The organism is Spirulina subsalsa PCC 9445 (assembly GCF_000314005.1).
Taxonomy (GTDB): domain Bacteria; phylum Cyanobacteriota; class Cyanobacteriia; order Cyanobacteriales; family Spirulinaceae; genus Spirulina_A; species Spirulina_A subsalsa.
This window is the reverse complement of record NZ_JH980292.1, coordinates 2976559-2997629: the sequence shown is the minus strand read 5'-3', so window position 1 is coordinate 2997629 and position 21071 is coordinate 2976559. Positions and strand designations below refer to the sequence as shown.

17 protein-coding genes and 2 pseudogenes are annotated in these 21071 nt (G+C 49.5%); 10 read left to right on the top strand and 9 right to left on the bottom strand.

Translation table 11 applies throughout. The features are described 5' to 3' along the window. Positions 1 to 156 precede the first annotated feature (156 nt). Positions 157 to 1450: pseudogene (locus SPI9445_RS27010) on the top strand (IS4 family transposase). A 132-nt stretch (positions 1451 to 1582) separates the two neighbouring features. Here SPI9445_RS27010 and lipA read toward each other — a convergent pair. From lipA to SPI9445_RS0113615, 3 genes are read right to left on the bottom strand one after another with little or no spacing between them, the layout of a single operon-like run. Further along, positions 1583 to 2479: a lipoyl synthase gene (gene lipA / locus SPI9445_RS0113625; RefSeq protein ID WP_017305313.1), complete on the bottom strand. Its 897-nt coding sequence runs from the start codon at positions 2477 to 2479 to the stop codon at positions 1583 to 1585. A gap of 56 nt (positions 2480 to 2535) precedes the next feature. Continuing rightward, the gene (locus SPI9445_RS0113620; protein WP_017305312.1) at positions 2536 to 3729 is read right to left on the bottom strand and encodes an AI-2E family transporter; all 1194 of its coding nucleotides are present in this window, start codon (positions 3727 to 3729) and stop codon (positions 2536 to 2538) included. A gap of 46 nt (positions 3730 to 3775) precedes the next feature. Beyond that, positions 3776 to 5353 carry a dolichyl-phosphate-mannose--protein mannosyltransferase gene (locus SPI9445_RS0113615; protein ID WP_017305311.1) on the bottom strand — a complete coding sequence of 526 codons (1578 nt, stop codon included), beginning with the start codon at positions 5351 to 5353 and terminating at the stop codon, positions 3776 to 3778. Between the two features lie 544 nt (positions 5354 to 5897). Between SPI9445_RS0113615 and thrC the strand changes: the two genes are divergently transcribed. The 5 genes and pseudogenes from thrC (at position 5898) to SPI9445_RS0113590 (ending at position 9954) form a co-directional block, all read left to right on the top strand. Then, positions 5898 to 7211 (top strand): threonine synthase, encoded by a 1314-nt coding sequence (thrC, locus tag SPI9445_RS0113605; protein ID WP_017305309.1) that lies wholly within the window; start codon positions 5898 to 5900, stop codon positions 7209 to 7211. Between the two features lie 201 nt (positions 7212 to 7412). Beyond that, on the top strand, positions 7413 to 7688 hold the full coding sequence (locus tag SPI9445_RS0113600) for a MoaD/ThiS family protein (protein WP_017305308.1): 276 nt from the start codon (positions 7413 to 7415) through the stop codon (positions 7686 to 7688). Positions 7689 to 7779: 91 nt separating this feature from the next. Beyond that, positions 7780 to 8211, top strand: a complete 432-nt coding sequence (locus SPI9445_RS0113595) for a DUF2996 domain-containing protein (protein WP_017305307.1) — start codon at positions 7780 to 7782, stop codon at positions 8209 to 8211. 624 nt (positions 8212 to 8835) lie between these two features. Continuing rightward, positions 8836 to 9000 (top strand): annotated as a pseudogene (locus SPI9445_RS32130) (transposase); the annotation flags it as partial. A gap of 159 nt (positions 9001 to 9159) precedes the next feature. Further along, positions 9160 to 9954 carry a nuclear transport factor 2 family protein gene (locus SPI9445_RS0113590; protein WP_071525352.1) on the top strand — a complete coding sequence of 265 codons (795 nt, stop codon included), beginning with the start codon at positions 9160 to 9162 and terminating at the stop codon, positions 9952 to 9954. A 50-nt stretch (positions 9955 to 10004) separates the two neighbouring features. On the opposite strand, the gene SPI9445_RS0113585 is transcribed toward SPI9445_RS0113590, so the two are convergent. Together SPI9445_RS0113585 and SPI9445_RS0113580 are read right to left on the bottom strand one after the other, a co-directional pair. Beyond that, a complete protein-coding gene (locus SPI9445_RS0113585) occupies positions 10005 to 10511 on the bottom strand; it encodes a M67 family metallopeptidase (protein ID WP_017305305.1) in 507 nt (168 codons plus the stop codon). A gap of 191 nt (positions 10512 to 10702) precedes the next feature. Beyond that, entirely contained in the window at positions 10703 to 11611 is a 909-nt protein-coding gene (locus SPI9445_RS0113580; protein ID WP_017305304.1) for an XDD3 family exosortase-dependent surface protein, read from the bottom strand. Between the two features lie 444 nt (positions 11612 to 12055). Between SPI9445_RS0113580 and SPI9445_RS0113575 the strand changes: the two genes are divergently transcribed. Continuing rightward, the gene (locus SPI9445_RS0113575; RefSeq protein WP_017305303.1) at positions 12056 to 13771 is read left to right on the top strand and encodes a glycoside hydrolase family protein; all 1716 of its coding nucleotides are present in this window, start codon (positions 12056 to 12058) and stop codon (positions 13769 to 13771) included. Here SPI9445_RS0113575 and SPI9445_RS0113570 read toward each other — a convergent pair. After that, positions 13752 to 14414: a dual OB domain-containing protein gene (locus SPI9445_RS0113570; RefSeq protein ID WP_017305302.1), complete on the bottom strand. Its 663-nt coding sequence runs from the start codon at positions 14412 to 14414 to the stop codon at positions 13752 to 13754. The genes SPI9445_RS0113575 and SPI9445_RS0113570 overlap by 20 nt on opposite strands. A 220-nt stretch (positions 14415 to 14634) precedes the next feature. On the opposite strand from SPI9445_RS0113570, the gene SPI9445_RS0113565 reads away from it, so the two are divergent. Together SPI9445_RS0113565 and SPI9445_RS0113560 are read left to right on the top strand one after the other, a co-directional pair. Further along, positions 14635 to 15948: a dihydroorotase gene (locus SPI9445_RS0113565; protein ID WP_017305301.1), complete on the top strand. Its 1314-nt coding sequence runs from the start codon at positions 14635 to 14637 to the stop codon at positions 15946 to 15948. A gap of 194 nt (positions 15949 to 16142) precedes the next feature. Next, on the top strand, positions 16143 to 16718 hold the full coding sequence (locus SPI9445_RS0113560; protein WP_017305300.1) for a Uma2 family endonuclease: 576 nt from the start codon (positions 16143 to 16145) through the stop codon (positions 16716 to 16718). Between the two features lie 24 nt (positions 16719 to 16742). On the opposite strand, the gene SPI9445_RS0113555 is transcribed toward SPI9445_RS0113560, so the two are convergent. The 3 genes from SPI9445_RS0113555 to SPI9445_RS0113545 form a co-directional block, all read right to left on the bottom strand. Beyond that, positions 16743 to 17570, bottom strand: a complete 828-nt coding sequence (locus SPI9445_RS0113555; protein ID WP_017305299.1) for a Uma2 family endonuclease — start codon at positions 17568 to 17570, stop codon at positions 16743 to 16745. Between the two features lie 142 nt (positions 17571 to 17712). After that, positions 17713 to 18027, bottom strand: a complete 315-nt coding sequence (locus SPI9445_RS0113550; protein ID WP_017305298.1) for an aldo-keto reductase family protein — start codon at positions 18025 to 18027, stop codon at positions 17713 to 17715. 8 nt (positions 18028 to 18035) lie between these two features. Continuing rightward, positions 18036 to 19988, bottom strand: coding sequence for a serine/threonine-protein kinase (locus SPI9445_RS0113545; protein WP_017305297.1), 1953 nt, complete (start codon positions 19986 to 19988; stop codon positions 18036 to 18038). 78 nt (positions 19989 to 20066) lie between these two features. On the opposite strand from SPI9445_RS0113545, the gene SPI9445_RS0113540 reads away from it, so the two are divergent. After that, the gene (locus tag SPI9445_RS0113540; protein ID WP_026079779.1) at positions 20067 to 21059 is read left to right on the top strand and encodes a ribose-phosphate pyrophosphokinase; all 993 of its coding nucleotides are present in this window, start codon (positions 20067 to 20069) and stop codon (positions 21057 to 21059) included. The last annotated feature ends 12 nt before the right edge of the window (positions 21060 to 21071 follow it).

Here is a 21071-nt window from a genome sequence, read left to right as displayed (position 1 = left end):
CCAGAATCGGGAGTCGGGAATCGGGTGTCGGGTGTCGGTGTAGGGGCGCAATGCTTGCCATTGGTGTCAACTTAACGAGAGAGAGGGGAAAAAGAAAAGAATGGGAAAAACCAGAGGGAAGAAGAAAATGAAATAAGTAAGAGAGAGGAAAGGAAGATGAAAAAGAGAGCAAAGCAACGGCCTAGAAAAGAGGGGAATCCAGATTTACGTCGTCAGCGTCAAACCCCAGCATTAGAAATTCCTCAATTGGTAGAAGAACTGAAAGAATATTTAACCCCTTGCTTATTTACCCCGTTAAAATATGTACAGGGTAATCATGAGAAACTGATGAGAGAGCGACTGTTGACTCTGCCCGTCATGGTAGCGTTAGTGGTGAGTTTGGTCTATCGAAATATCCCCGGATTAAGTGAAGCGGTGAGACTTTTGCAAGAAGAAGGATTGTTGTGGGTAAAACCGTTAAAAGTCAGTAAACAAGCTGTCTCTAAAAGATTGATGAATTTTCCCGCAGAAATTTTTGCTGTTCTCCTCAAAAGACTGTTAGACAAAAGACCAGACGTTGCGAAGAAAAATCCCTTAGAAAAACAAGGGGAAACTGTAAGGGAAAAATTTAGCGCTCTGTGGATAGCAGATGGTTCAACCCTAGAACAGCTTCGGAAACGGCTAAAAATCGCCCCGAAAGAATCTGGGGAACTTGCCGGAAAAATCATGGTGATAGTCGAAGCTTTGACCCAAGTTCCTGTAACAATGTGGTATGAAGAAAATGCTCGATGTAATGATAAAATTTGGGGTAAAGAGTTCTTAGAAACTCTCCCTGAATCGGGCTTATTGATTTTTGATCTGGGCTTTTTTTCTTTTAGCTGGTTTGACCAATTTACTCAAGAAAATAAGTTTTTTATCACCCGAATGAGAGGCCAGACATCTTATCAGGTTCAACGAGTTCTTTCTGCATCGTTCTAATCCTTGTCATCATCCCGTTCGATTAGTTTCTGTGCTCTGGGGTAAAACTTGGTATTATTATTTAACTAATGTCCTTGACGCTCGGCATCTTTCTCCTCAAGAAGTTTGTGATTTATATCGGAGAAGGTGGAAAATTGAAGAAGCCTTTTCCTTCACTAAACGTCTTTTGGGGTTAGCCTATGTTTGGGTGGGACATATTAATGGTGTACAAATCCAGATTCTCTCCACTTTGATTTTTTACACGGTTTTAAACCAATTAGTCGCCGAAGTAGCGATCGCACTTCATCAACCCAAGGAAAAAATCTCTGTGGAGATGGTTTTCCGTAGCTTATACTATGTGGCTAAAGCTGTGCTGCGAGGCGAAAACCCTGATACAGTGGCATATTTAGCTGAGCGAGCCAAGTTATTTGGTCTGATCAAAGCCGAGAGAAAACGACATCGACAAAAAGACGCTCTTTCTCGGCTAATTTGGGATCCCATTCCCTTAAGTTGACACCAATGAATGCTTGCGCCCTAGGGAGTCGGGGGGAGGGGGAGAGAGGGAGACAAGGAATTAAGACTTATTACCTATTACCTCCCCCTTCCCGTTCCCCGTTCCCTAAAATAAAAGAGTTTTGGCTATTCACTATTCCCCTGCATGATAGGAACTGCGCACCAAGGGACCCGAACGAACATGATTAAAGCCAAGGGAATGGGCAATTTCTCCCAACTGTTCAAACTCTTGGGGAGTCCAATATTTCTCGACCGGGAGATGTTCCAGAGACGGGCGCATATATTGACCCAAGGTGAGGCGATCGCATCCCACCGCCCTTAAATCCCGCAACGTCTCGACAATCTCCCCTTCCGTCTCCCCATGACCCAACATTAAACCCGATTTTGTGGGAATCTCCCGATTCATCTCCTTAACCATCTCCAACACCGCCAGAGAGCGGTCATACTTCGCCCCCCGTCTCACCCGATCCTGTAAACGAGCCACCGTTTCGATATTGTGGTTATAACAAGCTGGAGTCGCCCCCACCACTTGCTCCACCCGCTCCCGTTGACTCACCGCGCCCCCCTTCCCACTCCAAAAATCCGGAGTCAACACTTCAATCTGAGCCGTGGGGGTTTGTTCTCGAATGGCTTCCATAGTACGCACAAACCAACTTGCTCCCCCATCCGGCAGATCATCCCGAGCCACCGAGGTTAAGACTACATAGCGCAATCCCAACAAAGCCACCGACTCCGCCACTTTTTGCGGTTCATCAGCATCCAAAGGCATGGGAGCATGGCCTTTATCCACCTGACAGAAAGCACAAGATCGGGTACAAGTGGGACCCATTAAAAGAAAAGTGGCTGTTTTTCGGCCATAACATTCCCCCCGATTGGGACAACGTCCCTCCTCACAAATGGTGTGAATTTGTCGTTGTTTAATAATCTGTTGCACCGTAGACAAATCGCTGGCTTTGCCAATCGGACGACGGAGCCAAGGGGGAAGAGTCGTAATTTCCTTACGCCACGGGGAATTCTCAGAAAGGGTCATAGTTTAACTGTGAGTGGTTCGTTCGTCGTAGCGCTTCAGCGCATAGGGTGAGTGTTTCATTCCCCCTGCTCTGGGGATTCAGGGCTTTGTGATGTTTCAGCAGAAGAGTCATCAGAAGCAGGAGAAATCGCCTCCGGCGTGACCATTTCCTCTAAGAGTCCTGACTCATCTAGCCCTTTTGCCTCCACCAAAAAAGCCGGACCACTATTCCAATGGTCTAATACATCTTTAATGTAAGCTTCCTCAATCCATACTTTAGCAATCACGGCTAAAGGCAGAGCCAACACCAAGCCCAAAAAGCCCAAAAACGTGGTAAAGAACAATTGGGCGGCTAAAGTAGCGGCCGGGAGTAGAGAAACCTGTTTGTGCATAATCATGGGGCTAAACCAATAGCTTTCTAAATTCTGCACAATCACATACAGGACAATCACCGAAACGCCTTTTACTGGGGAGTCAAGCAGGGCAACCGACACGGGAAACACTGCACTCGCAAAGGGGCCAATATTGGGGACAAAGTTAAACACCCCGGCCAGTAAAGCATGGGTGAGAACATACTGTACATCTAACAGACTTAAGCCAAAAGCACATAAACCCGCTACAAAGAGGGAGTTAAAACAAATCCCCTGCATCCAGCCCAATAAATCCACCTCACAACGGGCGAGAATCATGTTCGCCCGACGACGGTAAAAGGAGGGGAAGAGTAAGAGCAACAAATTCCGATAGGCCGGGGGATTGGCTAAAAACATGATGGTAAAGATCAGAATGAGCAGGACTTGCAACAAAACCGCCATTGAATTGGAGAAAAAGGCTAAGACATTCTCCAAGAGGTTTTGAGATAAGCTGCCAATTTGTTGAGAGAGTTCGGAGAATTTGGGGGGTTCTACGTTAACATCGGGAAACCAAGGGGGGGGATCTCTCAACCAGTCGGTCACCCAAGTCACAAGGAGGGCAAGGCCTTCAATGACTTTGGGAATGAGTTTCTGAAACTGGTTGATGAAGGGGGGGAGGATCAGGGAAATAAACAGTGTTGCCCCAATCAAGACAACGGTGAGGGCGATTAAGACGGCTTTTCCGCGAGAGAGCTTAATCTGTCGTTGACGGAGGATGTGCTGAATCCAGCGGACTAAACTATTGAGTGCGATCGCCAACACTATCGCCGTAAACAACAACAGCAAAATCTGGCGAAACTCCCAGAGAATCACACCAGACAGAATTAAACAGAGTAAACCAATCCAGTCCCCAAGTTTCACGTCGAATCAATTTCCACAAAACTACAGCCCATTTTAACTGATTGTTTCAAATCCAATTGCGGAACCACATTCGTATCTGATAGCCTTCTTTGGAAAGGGGTAAACCGAGGTAAAGGGGAAGCCAAAAGTAGAAGGCGATGATGACTAAGGCGATCGCACCTAAGCCCAAATAGCGGTAGAGGGGGCGAGGGTGATGTAGCCAATTATCAATCATCCAAGCCAAGGCAAAGGTAGCAAAAACCGACGCTCCCATATAGTGGTAGATGAAGACACACCGGGAAACTTTCATCCAAGGCAAGAGATTAGCGCAATAGTTCACCACCCCATAGAGAACTAAACCCATCGGCAAACTGAGGCTAGATTTCCTAATTTTCCCGCTCCAACACTGTTGGATGACCACCAGAATTAATAATAGAATGGCCGCGCTGGAAAACCACCATAAAAAGGGGTTGCCCATAGCGTGAACATCATAAATGATTGAGCCAATGCCGGGGGGGAGAGGGGGATAGGCGGGGATCATCTCCTCGGGGTTTTGGGTCGTATAGTAAAAATAGGCCACAGGTCGCCACATAAAGGGCCAACTATACCAAGGGGAACAGTAGGGGTGAATATCCGGGCCGCTACCGACTTCTTGATGAAATCGGAGGATCTTGCTGTGCATTTCCCAGAAACCGGGCTGAGGATTCATGATTAAGTGGGGAATCCAAGTCAGGGCATAGGTGACGGCAGGAATTAAGAGCCAATAAAAGAGGATGTGAAGTAGGTTCAGTTGGGTGAGGTTTTGCAGGGGGGTAGCACCGTTGAGGGGGAGACTGTGGGAGGAGTAGAGGGAATAATTTTGTTCGGCACGGCCTCGACTCCAACGTAATAACCAAGCGAGAAACCAAATTAAATAAAGTCCGAGGAGGAAGGCTAAACCATTCCACTTGATGGCTGCCGATAAGCCACAGAATACACCGGATAAGGCGAGATGCTGACGACGGGTGAGGGGACGGCGTTCACTCCAAGCGACGGAAACGCGGTCACTGATGCGGCGAATCCAGCGAAAGCGTCCCCGTTGGTAATGGCGAAAGCGTCGAGGACTGGGACGACGACGAGACTGGGGGGGACTGTGGAGGGCTAGGAGGCAAAAGAGATGACCGAGTAAGCCAAATAAGACGAGGTAAACGTTATTGAGGCCATAGCGGGACTCGACAAGAAATAAGCCATCAAGGGCGGCAAACAGGGCGACAAGGAGGCCATAGGAGCGTTGAAGGGTGATTTGATAGGCGATCGCACCCATCACCACAGGAATAAAAGATCCAGTCAGGGCATTTAACCAACGGTAACTAAAGGTTGAACGAATGGAGCCCGTTAAACTGTTGGTGACATCCTGACCAAAGGGTAAATGGGAGCCTAGCCACATTCCCACTGCAATAATCAGTTGACTGAGGGGGGGATGAGCATTATAGACAGGTTCCCCGATTAAGTAGCGATTGGCAAAGACGGGATAATACACCTCATCAAAGACCAAGGTATTAAATTGTTCAATCCGCCAAAACCGCAATACCAAGGAGAAAACCAAAATACTCGTCAGGGCGAGTTTAAACCAAGGAATCGTTAAGGGCTGTTTCTCTAAATTCATTGCCAGCTATAGCTCCGCGAGGTTCAGACTGTCGCCCTCTTGATCATCAATACTTTATCAGCACACCCAACTAACGCTGACACCATGTTAGCTGCAATCACCATAGCAAGAACTGGATCCCCGTGGTTTTTTCTGGATCCCCAAAGAGTCGGGATGGGTGAATTATTTCTTGTCCCCTCCTTCCAAAGGGCGGCTATTCCAGTCCCCCCCTTCCCAAGGGGGACTTCCGGATTGCCTTCCCCTATTTCCCCCCCTTCCCAAGGGGGGCTAGGGGGGATACCTTAACGCAGTGAGAAGAGGTGAGTTTTTCCCCTCGTTGAGTAGAATCCCCCTAAATCCCCCTTCTAAAGGGGGACTTCCGTATTTTCCCCCCGTCTTGTTCCCCCCTTTGGAAGGGGGGAAAGGGGGAATTGATCATTATTGCCTCTTGCCTATTCCCTGTCAAACAATCCCGACAAAAAAAGTCGGGATTGTTTGACGTGAAAAGTAACCTGTGCTACTATCAATCGAAATTGACGAGATTGATTAGAGAGAGGCAGATTATATGACTCAGGCGATCGCAACCCAAGACCCCATCATCACTTCCGATTCCGCCACCTTCACCAAACTGGTATCGAAAGAAGGCGGCACCGAATACGATTTGTTGCCCATCAACATCTGCGAAGAAACCTTTGCGCCCTTAGAAGTTGCTTACGACTACGACAAAATCCGCCATCAAGTCAGCCGGGAAACCATCGCCGCCGGCCCGAATTCCATCTGGCGCTATCGTCCTTTTCTGCCCGTCGCCACCGACAACGTGATTGATGTCGGCACAGGTATGACTCCCCTCGTTAAATCTACTCGTTTAGCCCGTCGCCTCGGTCTTAAGAACCTCTACATTAAGAACGACGCGGTAAATATGCCCACCCTGAGTTTTAAAGATCGAGTCGTTTCCGTCGCCCTCTCCCGCGCTAGAGAATTTGGTTTCTCCACCGTCTCCTGTGCCAGTACCGGAAACCTCGCCAACTCCACAGCCGCGATCGCCGCCCACGCCGGCCTAGAATGTTGTGTCTTCATCCCCTCGGATCTCGAAGCCGGAAAAGTCCTCGGGACCCTGATTTATAACCCCACCGTCATGGCCGTTAAAGGCAATTATGACCAGGTGAATCGCCTTTGTTCGGAAGTCGCCAACACCTACGGCTGGGGCTTTGTCAACATCAACCTCCGCCCCTACTACTCCGAAGGCTCCAAAACCCTCGGCTTTGAAGTCGCCGAACAACTAGGCTGGCAACTCCCGGATCATATCGTTGCCCCCATCGCCTCCGGTTCCCTCTTCACCAAAATCTACAAAGGATTCCAAGAATTCGTCAAAGTGGGTTTAGTCGAAGATAAACCCGTGCGTTGTAGTGGCGCTCAAGCGGAGGGCTGTTCCCCCGTTGCCCAAGCCTTCAAAGACGGCCGGGATTTTATCGCCCCCGTTAAACCCAACACCATCGCCAAATCCATCGCCATTGGCAACCCCGCCGATGGAGTATATGCCCTTGAACTCGCCCACAAAACGGGCGGGAATATTGAATCCGCTACCGATGCAGAAATCATTGAGGGAATCAAACTCTTAGCCGAAACCGAGGGGATTTTCACCGAAACCGCAGGCGGAACCACCATTGCGGTGTTGAAAAAACTGGTGGAAGCGGGCAAAATTGACCCTGATGAAACCACCGTTGTTTACATCACGGGCAACGGCTTAAAGACTCAAGAAGCGGTTCAAGGTTACATCAGCGAACCCCTCACCATTGAGGCTAAACTGGACAGTTTCGAGCGGGCTTGGGAACGCGCCCAAACCCTTGAGCGTTTAGATTGGCAGCAGGTGTTAGTTTAAGGACTATCCCCCCTAGCCCCCCTTTGGAAGGGGAGGACTGGATTTATCCCCCCTAGCCCCCCTTTGGAAGGGGGGGGAATATGGGGGGAATATGGGGGAATAGGGATTTGTTTTCACGGGTCAGCGACTCATAGTAAAATGCTGGGTTGCATTGCGTTTGACTCAACCTACAATTCTTAATTCTCTTAATTAACAAGAACGATGGCCATAAAAGTATTAGTTCCAACGACTCTGCAAAAATTCACCAACAATCAAGCTGTTATTGAAACTACAGCAAGCAACATCACAGAATTGATTGAGGTCTTAGAAAAAGACCACTCCGGCATCAAAGACCGCATCTGTGATGAAACCGGGAAAATTCGCCGCTTCCTTAACTTCTACGTCAACAGTGAAGATATTCGCTTTTTGGAGAATATGGACACGCCTCTGAGTGATGGGGATGAAGTTAGCATTGTGCCTGCTGTGGCGGGTGGTTAGATTCTATCTGGGGGGTGGGTTTTCGCTCACCCCCTGATCTTTGTAGAATAGTCAGGAGTTGCAAGCAAACCTATCCTCAGAATTAAAGATTATGGCAGAAGAGACAGAAAAGGCAGCCGCGAAGAAACCTCCGAAGAAGGAAAAACCCCCCGCCGTTGAAGATAAACCTTTTGGGGAGTTTATGGAACAACACTTTACCCCAGCCTTACAAGCGGCTTTTGCTAAAGAAGGCATCGAAGATGTCGAATTGGCTTTTGAGAATAAGCCTCTCCCCAAAAGCTTTGGGGTTCAGGAGTCTTGCTGGCAGGTTGAGGGAAGATGGCAAAAAGGCGATCGCCAGTTTAACCTCTACTATTTTGATGAAAGTATCACCGGAGCTAAGGGTTTTTCTTCCAGCACCTATGGCAAACCCCCCAGCACCTTAGAATCTTTTATGATTGATGAACGGAAAGTTACCTTAGATTTGATGGTGTTGTACACGCTCCAACGCCTCAATGGGGAAAAGTGGGTCGGGCGAAATTAAACCCAACTCGGTTCGTTATGTGTAGGTTGGGTGGAGCGAGAGCGAAACCCAACAACCCATCCTGACCTCAATTCCCCCTCTCCGCCATACCCTAAACCCTAGAGCGGACGATTCCCCAAACGGGTGTTAGCTCATCGTCGGGAAGCCCCGCACTGTACGTTCGCGTTCACGTTCGCGAAGCGTTGCGTAGCAAAGCGTCACGAAGTGAACGCAAAGCGTTGCGTAGCAAATGTCAGTGTCGGGATGAAAGACGGTTAATTGAGGGGTTCGATGCCCCGAAAATTAACCAACAATCATTTACTAGGGAGTGACAATTTATCCCTACATAGGGTCTGCTGAATAACACCAGATGCTAGGCTCAACAAGGGAACAGGGAACTCTTAACAGGGAATAGATCATCTAAAACTGGCACGATTGCCTATTCCCGACTCCCGACTCCCGATTCCCCAACTCTCGGACTTATTCAGCAAGCCCTACATATTGTATAGCTAGTCCTAATGAGACGTGAACTCTAGGCTATTGTCCTATCTGGATTGTAGGCGAGCTTTTTTTGCACGACTCAGGTAGGTTGGCTATATAATAGGTTGATGTCAATAAGCTACTATTCGTGTTAAACCTCAACTATGTGGGTTTGTAACTGATAGGGACGTTGCTGCGGCGATGATAGTCGAGCAGCGTGGACTTGCAGCCCTTGGACTGGGGGTCAAGCTGCCTGTAGAGGAAGAGGTGATCGGGGATGTCCCTAAAAAGACATCTAGAGCCTCCCGTAGAAGCAGGAAAGCCTCATAGTGATATGGGGAAGCCCGCACCGTACCCGTAGGGTCGGTGTCGGGAGGATGTCACAATCAAAGAGCCAACAGCCCTACAAGTTCCGAGGGGACAGAGTTTAAGGTTCTGCTTTTGCGGGTGCTGGTTTGGGGTTGGCTGGGTCGTTTTGGAGTAATTGGGATGAAGCAAGGTTTGATGAAACGACGAGGGTTTTGGCCGGCCATCTGTTCGGCGCTGTTAAGTGCGAGTCTGACGGTGGGAGTGGCGACAGTGGCACAAGCGCAGTCGGTAAATTCGGCTCCGCGTGAGTTAACGAGTTTGTTGGAGTCTCTGGAAACGGCCGCCAATCAGCAAGATTTAGAGACGATTGAGAATTTTTTCAGTGCGGATTTTGCGACATCGGATGATGTGGGACGTGAGGCGTTTTTCCGAGGCCTTAACCAGTTGTGGGAACGGTTTGCTGAGGTGAACTATACCACGCGGCTGGAGTCTTGGGGGCAAGAGGGGGATCTTTGGGTGGCGGAGACGGTGACGGAAATCCGGGGAACTCAACCGTTGGCCAGTCGTTCGGTGAAAATGACCTCAACGGTGCGATCGCGCCAATATGTCCGCAATCAGCAAATTGTCCGACAAGATATCCTCTCGGAACGCACGGAAATGTTAGTCGGGGAGAATCCCCCACAAGTGGATGTCCGCTTACCGGAACGGGTGAAACCGGGGGAACGATTTAATTTTGATGTGATTGTCCAGGAACCTCTGGGGGGTGAACTCCTATTAGGGGGAGCAATGAATGAGAAGGTGACAGGCGATCGCTATTTAAATCCGGGAGATTTTGATCTAGAACTGTTACAAGCGGGAGGGTTGTTTAAAGTGGGACGCGCTCCCCAACAAACGGAACCCCATTGGTTATCAGCTATTCTTGTCCGCCATGATGGCATGACGATTATTACCCAACGGTTACGGGTTGAAAATTAACCCGTAGATTTTGGTGGGGGGAATTTATGAATTCTCCCTAGGATATGGGTTCACAGTTGCTGATCTATCACTTCGGGCCTAAACTCCCCCCTTTCATCTAAAACCCAACTGGTGAGTTCTGTGGTCTTGCCCTGTTGTACTGAGAGGATGAGATAGGAATAGTCACTCCAAGCGATCGCCTGATCAAAGGCAGAAGGGCGGGCGGGGGCGTTGGGGTGGGAATGATAGAAGCCGACAATGATTAAATGGCGATCGCGCGCCCTTTTTTGAATGCGCAATAAATCCTCTGGGGCAATGCTGAAATTATGTTCTGGGGTGGCATCTCGTTCCGGCATTCCCGCCACATCTCCCAAGGCTTGGGCAATTTCCCTATTCCACTGATTCTCCGTGGGAAACACGGTAATCACCTGTTTAAGTCCGAGGGCATCCCCCCTATCTTCCCCTTGAGGTGTCGGGAGAAACCGACCCACCAACACCCCACAACACTCTTGAGGATAGGTTTCTTCGGCGTGCTGGTAGAGGATTTGCTGATGTTCAGGAGAAAGTGCGATCGCCATATCCCATAATCCAAAAAAAAGAAAAAATAACTATCCAATATCACGCGCTGATCACTTTGCGGAAACAAGGTGGACTGTATTGGCTGTCAAAACTCTGTTTAGGTTTCGTCCCCTAGGCTAAAAGGGTTTATGCCCTAAACCCCTACATTGTATTAGGTTCGTAGGGGCATCAACCGCATTTTCTCGATTCCCTAGCGAGATTTACGAGTGCAAAATCCCACTAGAGCAACCACCATAGCCATTAAAGCGGAAGGTTCCGGCACGGATTGAGGATTCGGATCTGGATTAGGGGAAGGAGTGGGATCGAGATTGGGAGGTGGAGGAAAGGCAGAACCCGGTTGAAATTGCCCGATTATGCCCATTGTGTCGGCTCCAGATTGTGCCATTACATGACCAATCCAATCTAAATTCCCATCCGGTAAGAGAGAACGAGCAAAACTAAAGCCAAAGATAGAACTGCCAAGAGGTTGTCTAGAAAAATCTAAACCCAGTAAGGTGAGTTGGTTCTGCTCGAAAAGCTGAATGTCGCCTATTTTAGTCCCGCTACCCATAACGGAACGACCATAAGCGCCGAGATAATTCTGAGATTCTCCAATCCCTAAACCTGTAATATTCGTAACTTGACCGCCAGACTCCCACACGGGTTGATTGTACTCGTCATAGTTGGCAAAGTCGGCAGTAAAGAGCAGACTGTCGTTCGGGTTGAGTTGATAAAGCCCTAATCCTTGCGTTGCCCCGGATTGATTGTCTGCGTCGAAGTGAACCGCTAATAGGTTGCCATTGGTCAAGGAACTGTCAATGCTGGGGTTTTGCCAGTAGTTGAAGTTTAAGAAGAAATCTCCCCAAGGATTGCTACCCCCTAAGGAGAGATTGCTATTAAAGGCAAAGTAAATGTTTTCCGAGTCTTGAGCATAGGCTAACCCAAACATCTCATTTTCACTGAGGGAACCCACCCCCAAGGCACTAATCCCATCCGAGGAGGAGTCCGCAGCGTAGTTCCAAGTGAGGGAGGCGGCTTGGGTGGCAGAAGTTGCGATCGCCAGCAAAACAGCGCTCACAGTAGCAATTTGTAACGGTTTGGCGAGAAGTTGAGTCATCATCGTCCCTGGTCCCCTGTTCTCTAAGCACAATAATTGGGTTGTAGATGATTACCCCTGATGATTCCTATTCCTTCCTATCCTCTAATTTAACCGATCCCGTAGTGACTTTGTATAAAAAATAGCCAATCTTTATTTAATCTTTACAGAGAACCGCAGAATTTTAAACGCCGTTTATTTTACTTCAGATACTAATTGTTTAGCCCCAAAAGCCTTGATATATATAGCTTTTACTGTAGACTGTGGAAAATATTTAAGCATTTATAGGGAGAACAAACAAAATATTTAGTTTTGCAAATAACAGTATTTTTACTGACATAGCCCATCTCCCCTGTTCCCTATTGTGATTCAGCCCGCCCTAAGCTCAGAGGGGGGCTTTTGTCCTGACCCCTCAAAGAAGAGATGTAAGATAAATTGGAAATTGGTAAAGGGTTGAACGGGATAACCATGACGCAACAAAAAGTTTGGTTTGGGGATATTCAAAACCTATTGGTTTTGGCAGCAATGGATCTTGAAGCGATCGCCTATTCCATTGGGGCAACCTTACAAAACCCCCAAGAACCCCTGAATTTTCCCGCCCACCTCAACACAGACCAAAGTCCTCGTCTGGTGGCTATATCCGTGAGTGATGGCGAAACAACCGCCCAATGTGCTTGGGGAGGGGGGCGAGGGATTAGCCAGGCCGTGGAAAATGCGATCGCCCAACTGCGTCCCCACCTTCCCCCCTCTATTCTCTGGGTCAAACTCGACATCGTGCAGAAAGTCGTCCCAGTGCATCGTTTAAACTCTGACCTCCCCATCCCCCTTGAACGGAGCCTCTACGGTTTAGCCTTTGATGCCGACTCCCAAATTGCCTTTCTCCCCGAACACCTCCACCTCCACAACCTCGTTAATCCCGAATTACACTTACAACCCCAACGTATAAAAAAATACTTGCAACCCTACCCCCAACAACTAGCCGCCTACGAACGCATTCAGCAGGCCAAAGAAATCAAATTTTATCAATTTGAATCTCAGAGTTTCTTCAGCGACAGTAAAACCATAAAACCCCTCTTTCGGGGGCATCGCATCTTTAACTATCAAACCCTCTCCCCCGACCAAATCCTAGAAACCGCCATCAACGGAGGCAACTACTTAAAAGCCTCCCTCAACACCGAGGGACAATTTCTCTATCGTTACCTTCCCCAGTCCGACCAAACCCCCGCAGAATACAACATCCTGCGCCATGCCGGAACCATTTACGCCCTCCTCGAACTCTACGAAGTCACCCAAGACCAAGAACTACTCGAAGTCTGTCTTTCCGCCATCTCCTACCTCCTTCAATCCATGCACCCCGCCCCCTCCCCCGGCGTAGGAACCTGTATCGTAGAAGAAGGTTATGCCAAACTAGGGGGCAACGCCTTAACCATCATTGCCCTCGCCAAATATACCGAACTCACCCAAGATAAACCCTACGTTCCCATTATTTTAGAACTCGGCAAACGCATCCGTAGCTTGCAACAACCCGACGGCACCTTTACCCTCCATAAACAAGCCTATCCCGACGGCACCGACAGTCAATTTGTCTCCCAATACTACCCCGCCGAGGCCATCCTCTCCCTGTTGCGCCTCTATCGTTTGACGGGTGATACCAGTTGGTTAGACAGTGCCGAAACCGCCGCCACCACCCTCATTAAGAAACGGGAACCCGTCCCCGACGAACTCCTCCCCCATGATCACTGGCTGCTTTACGCCCTCCAGGAACTCTTTCCCGAACGCCCCCAAGCCCTCTACCTAACCCATGCCGGACGAATTGCCGATGCGATCGCTCAAGCCCAAAACCGCGACCCTCTCGACATCGACTGGTTAGGTAGTTTTTACTATCCCCCCCTCACCATCCCCACCGCCGTCCGTATGGAGGGACTCTGTGCCGCCTACCACCTCGCCCAAGACTCCGGCAATCCAGAAGCCGCAGACTTGATTTTTGAAGCCCTACAGCTAGGCATCACCTTCCAACTCCACACCCAGTATTACCCCGAAACCGCCCTCTACCTACCCCGCCCCCCAAAAGTCCTCGGCGCATTCCGTAAAGGCATCACCGAATTTGAAATCCGCATCGACTACATCCAGCACAATATTTCTAGCCTATTGGGGATGTATCGTATTATGCAGAGCAGGGGATAACCCCCGCGATTAACTTCCAACAGGGATTCCCGTCTTCCTTCCACCCCCCCGGCACCCAAGGCCAACTGAGGCTAAACGTCACCAAACAACGAGAAGGCGGGCTATCCCCCAAACTCAACCGCCGATTCAACACCGGATCCGTAATCATCCCCGTCATTTCCTGTCCCCCGACCGTGATCACCGTCCCCGACCACTTCTCCACCCCCTCAAACCGTTTGCCCGTTGAACGCACCCGAAAATCCACCGCTTCCACTAACTGCAACGTCTGGCGTTCTTCCAAGGGTAAAGATTGCAAATATTCCATTGTAACATATCGTTGATCATTGTGCAGAATATACCCTTCATTTTCACAGAAAGGCTTGAGAAAATCAACCGAAACCTGACCTAATCGTTTCCATTTTCCCGCTAACAGCACCCGGTTTTCCCGCTCCCAATCCTCCTCACTCGGCGTTACCGCTAAGGGAATATCCAAAACCTCTAATAAAGCGGGTTCAATGCCATTAATTTGACGCATAGCCTTGGAAATTTTCCCTTTTTCTAAATCAGAAATGGGACGAATCCACTGTTTTTTAAACGTATCAATTCCCGCAATGCAGCGTTCTCCATGTTTCCAAGAATTGGCTAGACAAACAATTCGAGTCATTGGTTCAAGGGGTATTAAAAACAGGGTAAAATTAGAAAATATCGAGCAATATCCTGATTTTCATTTTCTATCAGGATTTGCCCTCAGACCAGAAAGCCAAGGACTAACCTTTGGCTTGGATTCTGTTCCAAATCTTACCACAGATTTGATTAACGTCTGATTCGATACAGCCCACTCGTCCTACACTGAGGCAACAGGACGAACATTCCCCCCAATTACGATGACTGCTAATTTACTCATCCGTCAAGCTCAGATTTTGCTCCCCAATCAGGATTTCTTGCGGGGAGATTTACGCATTGAACAAGGCAAAATCAGCGCCATTGCCCCTGAACTAGAACCCCAAAATGGCGAGAAAATCATTGAGGCAGCAGGTTTAACCCTTTTGCCCGGTGTAATTGACCCCCAAGTCCATTTCCGGGAACCGGGCCTCGAACACAAAGAAGACCTTTTTACAGCCAGTTGTGCCTGTGCGCGGGGTGGGGTGACATCTTTTCTCGAAATGCCCAACACCCGCCCCCTAACGACCACCCAGGCCGCCCTCGATGATAAATTACAACGGGCTGCCCAGAAATGTCTGGTTAACTACGGGTTTTTTATGGGTGCAACTCCAGAAAATTTACCCGACCTGCGAGAGGCAAACCCTAGCTGTGGGATTAAGATATTTATGGGGTCTGCTCATGGGGCTTTATTAGTGAGTACCGAGGCCGAAATAGAACCCATTTTTGCCACCGGAACGCGGTTAATTGCCGTTCATGCGGAAGACCAAGGACGGATTAATGAGCGCCGTCAGCAATTCACCGATTTTTCCGACCCAGCCGTTCACTCGAAAATTCAAGACCCCCAAGCGGCTTTAAATGCGACTCAGTTGGCGTTGAAATTGTCGAAGAAATACCAGCGCCGTTTACATATTTTGCATCTTTCCACGGGGATTGAGGCGGAATTTTTGCGGCAGGAAAAACCCAGTTGGGTGACAGCAGAAGTTACGCCACAACATTTGTTATTAAATGAAAGTGCTTATGGGAAAATCGGCACCTTAGCCCAAATGAATCCCCCCCTACGAACGGAATGGGATAATGAGGTATTATGGCGGGCTTTATTAGATGGGGTGATTGATTTTATTGCCACAGACCACGCCCCCCATACCTTGGAGGAGAAGGCGAAACCCTATCCTTTATCACCTTCGGGGATGCCGGGGGTTGAAACTTCTTTGCCGTTGATGTTAACCCAAGCCAAACGGGGGCGCTGTACCTATGCACAGGTGGTCAATTGGATGTCTACGGCTGTGGCTAAGGGCTATAACATCCCCAACAAGGGCTTAATTGAGGTGGGCTATGATGGGGATGTGATTTTGGTGGATTTGGAGCGAGAACGCCCGGTTTTGCGGGAGGAGGTGGTTTCTAAGTGTGGGTGGAGTCCTTTTGAGGGCTGGATGCTCACAGGTTGGCCACAATATACCATTGTCGGGGGTCAGGTGGCCTATGAACAGGGGGTGCTTCATACGGAAGTGCGAGGAAAGGCGTTGAGTTTTGGTTAGAGTCGGAGGGGGAAATATTATCCCCCCTAGCCCCCCTTTGGAAGGGGGGAAATATTATCCCGCCCAGCCCCCCTTTGGAAGGGGGGGAAATATGGGGAGAAATGCGGGCTTAAATATACCTATGACCTATTTTCTAGTGACAATACGTGATTTAAAGATGAGTCAACAAAAAAATAACGGGAGGCTCAAAAAATATGACCATTGCTACTGAAAAGCAACAAACCCAAAAACTGACCCTAACGGAGTTTTTGGCATTACCAGAAACTGAACCTGCTTGTGAATTTTTTGCTGGAGAAGTGAGTCAAAAACCCATGCCGAAAGGAAGACATAGCTGTTTACAATATGAAGTCTGTAATGCGATTAATCAGGTTGCCAAACGGGATAAGATTGCCTATGCGTTTCCAGAGTTGCGCTGTACCTTTGGCGATCGCTCTTTTGTCCCAGATATCGCGGTGTTCCAGTGGCACAACATCCCCTTTCTGCCGGATGGAGAAGTCCCCGATCGGTTTGAAATCCCCCCCGATTGGGTGATTGAGATTCTCTCCCCTGAACAAAAAGTCAATCAAGTGATTGCCAAAATTCTGTACTGTATGGAGCAGGGGAGTCAACTGGGATGGTTTGTAGATCCCGATGATCGGAGTATTTTGGTGTTTTGGTGCGATCGCCCTCCCGTCATCATCAGCGCCCAAAACTCCCTCCCCACCTTAGCCGGGATTGAATTAAATCTCACCGCAGAACAGATTGTTCAATGGCTCAAAATGGGGCTTTAGGGGAAGAATGGCAAACTCCAGAATTTAGCTTTCAGGGTCAATGCCTAACGCTCTCAGTTGTGCGGCCAATCGCTCGGCCCGTTGGCGTTCTTGTTCTGCCCGTTGGTCAGCTTGTTCGGCTCGTTGGCGTTCGAGTTCCGCCCTTTGCCGCTCCTGTTCGGCCTGTTGGCGTTCGAGTTCTGCCTGTTGGTCAGCTTGTTCGGCTCGTTGGCGCTCCTGTTCGGCTCGTTGGCGTTCTTGTTCGGCTCGTTGGCGTTCTTGTTGGGCCCTCTGGTTAGCTTGTTCGGCTCGTTGTTCCAACTCCAAAAAGCTCAAGAATCCTCGCCCATCGGGACGATACAGTTCCAAAATGGTCGCACTTAAAACAAACCGAATCCCTAGACGGGGACTTGTCCAGTTTTGGATTTCTTCTATCGCTCTTAATCCCGACTCTGTACGGCAAAATCCCTGTAAATTGTTCCGGTCTGGGTTGTAAATATAATATTCTTCTACTCCATAATCATCATAGAATTGCTGCTTTTTGCTCATTTCCCCTGAACGATTGCCGGGAGATAGAATTTCAAACACGACTTGGGGAGCAATATTATCCTCTTCCCACTGTTTATAAGACCCTCGCTCTCCTTTGGGGCGGCCAAATGCTACGAGAGCATCGGGAGCGACGCGGATTTCTGGGTGACCTTCTACGGGATACCAGAGTAAGTCCCCGGCTACGAAAACATCAGGCTGGTCAGCAAAAAGTAGGTCTAGGTTTTCTTTAATTAGGACAATCCAGCGAAATTGTAAGGTATTGTCTGCCATGGGCTGACCATCACTGTCGGGGTAGAGAATCTCACAATCCAAGGAAATGGTCATATCAATTATCTCCTCTGGGTGAGGGGGAATCGTCTTTTTTAGTCTAGCAAACCTTTAGGACAAGAATACTTATTCTTTAAGGTTTAGTTTTCTGGGAAAAACCTAGAGGCAAGATCGCCAAGTAACGGATATGCAGGTCTAGCTAACTCCAAGCCCGGAAAAACGTGCTATTTTGCCAACTCTGGGCAGTTTTGTTTTGAATTTCGCGTAAAGCAACCTCGGATAAGGGCTGAAAAGCCCGGGCAACAGCTACATTTTCCTCTAACTGAGGAATGGACTCGGCCGCAATTACGGCACAATGTACTCCGGCCTGGGAGAGACTATACCCGAAGGCTTCCCCCATGCCCCGTAAAACACCCGGTTTAAATAAACGCCCATAAGCTGGAACTTTCATCGCAATCACCCCCACATTTTGCCTTTGGGCTACGGGTAATACAGACGAGAAGAGAGGGTGCATTTTCCCAACTATTCTGTCATGGCTTGCACTCCGATGTTCAGCAGGAAGTTGGCGGACTCGGAGGCTATTACATCCACTTGATACAATCCCCCTGTAGGAACTTGTCCCTCCCAGGACACAATCCCCTCGGCATCGGGGATTAAATTGCCATCAGGACGGCGAATCTGCAAGGTAACACCCCCGCGCATCACTTCCACCTTTAAGACCTGATTTGCCTCTACTTCCACCAAATAGCGCTTAATTGTGGTGGGACTGGTTTCACCGCGCACCGCCAGGGGAATCCCCTCCGAAGTGGCAGGAATTTCTAAGGTTTGGCTGTTGTAGGTGGGTTCTTGGGGGGTAGGGGTAGGTGTGGGTGTAGGGGTAGGTGTGGGGGTGGGGGTAGGTGTGGGTGTAGGGGTAGGTGTGGGGGTCGGGGCAGGGGCGGCTTCTAACCGGAGTTCCACCCGATAATTCCGCTCGGTTGCCCCCGGAATGGGGGTTAACTGCACGGTATAATCCCCGGTGGTGGGGAGGGAGCCTTGCCAACTTTGCACCCGTCGGGCGTTGGGGGCGATCAGTTCCCCTTGAGCATTCAAAACGCTAAACCACACGCCGTTACTTTCGACAAAGGCTGTTAGGCGTTGGTTATTTTCCCCCCGTAAACGGTAATTTAAGGTCATATTTTCTGACAGTTGTCCTCGTTCGGAGAAGACCTCACCCGCCCGTAATTGAACCGCTTGCTCGATGGTTTCCGGGGAGGGTTCAGGGCTGGGGGTTTCGGTGGGGGAAGGGCTGGGGGTTTCAGTAACGGGAGGGGGAACTGAGGGACGATTGAAGACCATCACAATGCCCCACGTGGTCAATCCGGCGATCGCACCAATTAAGACCGTTAACCCCACAACGGCGGCGGAACTGCTGAAAGGGGAGTCGGTTTGAGGTCGGGGAATCACTGGATCCGGACGAGCAGGAGGGGGAGAAGGCGTAGGACGCGAGGGCGCCCCCCCCACGGCAATAGTCGCCACTTGGGACACGGGGGCCATTGTGGGCGCGCTCCCAGTTTGTGGGGGCTGTGGGGCTTCGGCTAAGGCACTTTGTACGGCCTCCACCGACGAAAAGCGATCGCCGGGTCGATAACTTAACATCCGATTCAACACCTGGGCAAAGGGTTTGCTCACCTGAACTTCCCGTTGCCATTGCCAGCGCAAATTCACCCCATCAAACAACTCATTCGGCGGTTTCCCGGTCAATAACACCACCGCCGTCACCGCTAACCCGTACAGGTCACTGTTGGGGTAAACTTGACCCGTTTGGATTTGTTCCGGGGGGGCGTACCCCACCTTACCCACCGTCGTTAAAGCGGTTTGGGGATCGGCGGAACGAATACGACTGGCCAACTCCTTCACCACCCCAAAATCAATCAACACCGGAAGGCGATCGCGCTCTCTCAAAATCACATTCCCCGGCGACAAATCCCGGTGAATAATCCCCTGGTCGTGTAAATAACCCAAAACAGGTAACAACTGCTCCACCAGTCGCCGGACTTCCTCCTCCTCAAACCGTTTCCCCTCCCGTCGTCGCAACTCCCACAACTCCTGAAGGGTTTTCCCCTCCACATAGTCCTGCACAATAAACAAGCGTCCATTTTCCCCAAACGTCGCTTGAAAACGGGGGATCTGGTGGTGCTGGATTTTGTACAGGGTACTGGCTTCCCGTTGGAACAATTCCTTAGATTTGGCGATCGCATCAGGATCACTTTGATTGGGAAATAATTCCTTAATCGCACACAATTCATTGAATCGCCCCTCATCCTGTGCCAGATAAGTACGACCGAAACCGCCTTGACCTAAGACCCGTAAGACACGATACCGTTGATTGAGAACCGTTTGAGCTTCAAGAGGAGACTGCATAACAAAATAAACCGCAGAGAGTACAATCGCTTTTTCATTTAGAATAGAAAATAGTCCGTCCGCCGAGGACATTACATAATCCTTAGTAACTGTCTAATCCATCTTATCGAGATGATAAGATTGCCCTGAAATGAGGTTCAAGAGTCTGCCGTGAGCCGTACTGCAACGATCAATCTTCAGCAAATGCTGACCCCCCTATCCGATAATAACCGCCTCCGGTTATTTTCCGGTTCGTCCAACATCCCCCTAGCCCAAGAAATCGCCCGCTACCTCGGGTTAGAACTCGGACCCATGATCCGAAAACGCTTTGCTGACGGGGAACTCTACATTCAAATCCAAGAATCCATCCGAGGCTGTGACGTTTACATCATTCAGCCCTGCTCCTACCCCGTCAATGATCATCTCATGGAACTGTTGATCATCATTGACGCTTGTCGCCGCGCTTCCGCCCGACAAGTGACCGCCGTCATTCCTTACTACTGCTACGCTAGAGCCGACCGCAAAACCGCCGGACGGGAATCCATCACCGCCAAACTCGTGGCCAACTTGATGACCCAAGCCGGAGCCAATCGCATTGTCGGCATGGATTTACACTCCGCCCAAATTCAAGGCTACTTTGACATCCCCTTTGATCACGTTTACGGTTCACCTGTTCTACTCAGTTATCTCGCCAGTAAACAACTCCCGGATTTAGTCGTCGTCTCCCCGGACGTTGGGGGTGTAGCTCGCGCTCGTTCCTTCGCCAAAAAGCTCAACGATGCCCCCTTAGCCATCATTGATAAACGCCGTCAAGCCCACAACGTCGCCGAAGTATTAAACGTCATCGGAGACGTAAAAGGGAAAACCGCCGTCCTCGTTGATGACATGATTGATACAGCCGGAACCATTTGTGAAGGGGCAAAACTACTGCGAGAAGTGGGAGCGCGGCAAGTTTACGCCTGTGCCACCCATGCGGTCTTTTCTCCCCCCGCCATTGAACGGCTCTCCAGTGGAGTCCTAGAAGAGGTTATTGTTACCAATACCATCCCCATCTTAGAAGAAAATCGTTTTAAACAGTTAACGGTCTTATCTGTGGCCAATTTAATTGGCGAAACCATTTGGCGGATTCACGAAGACAGTTCTGTAAGTAGTATGTTCCGTTAAAGCGTTCGTTTG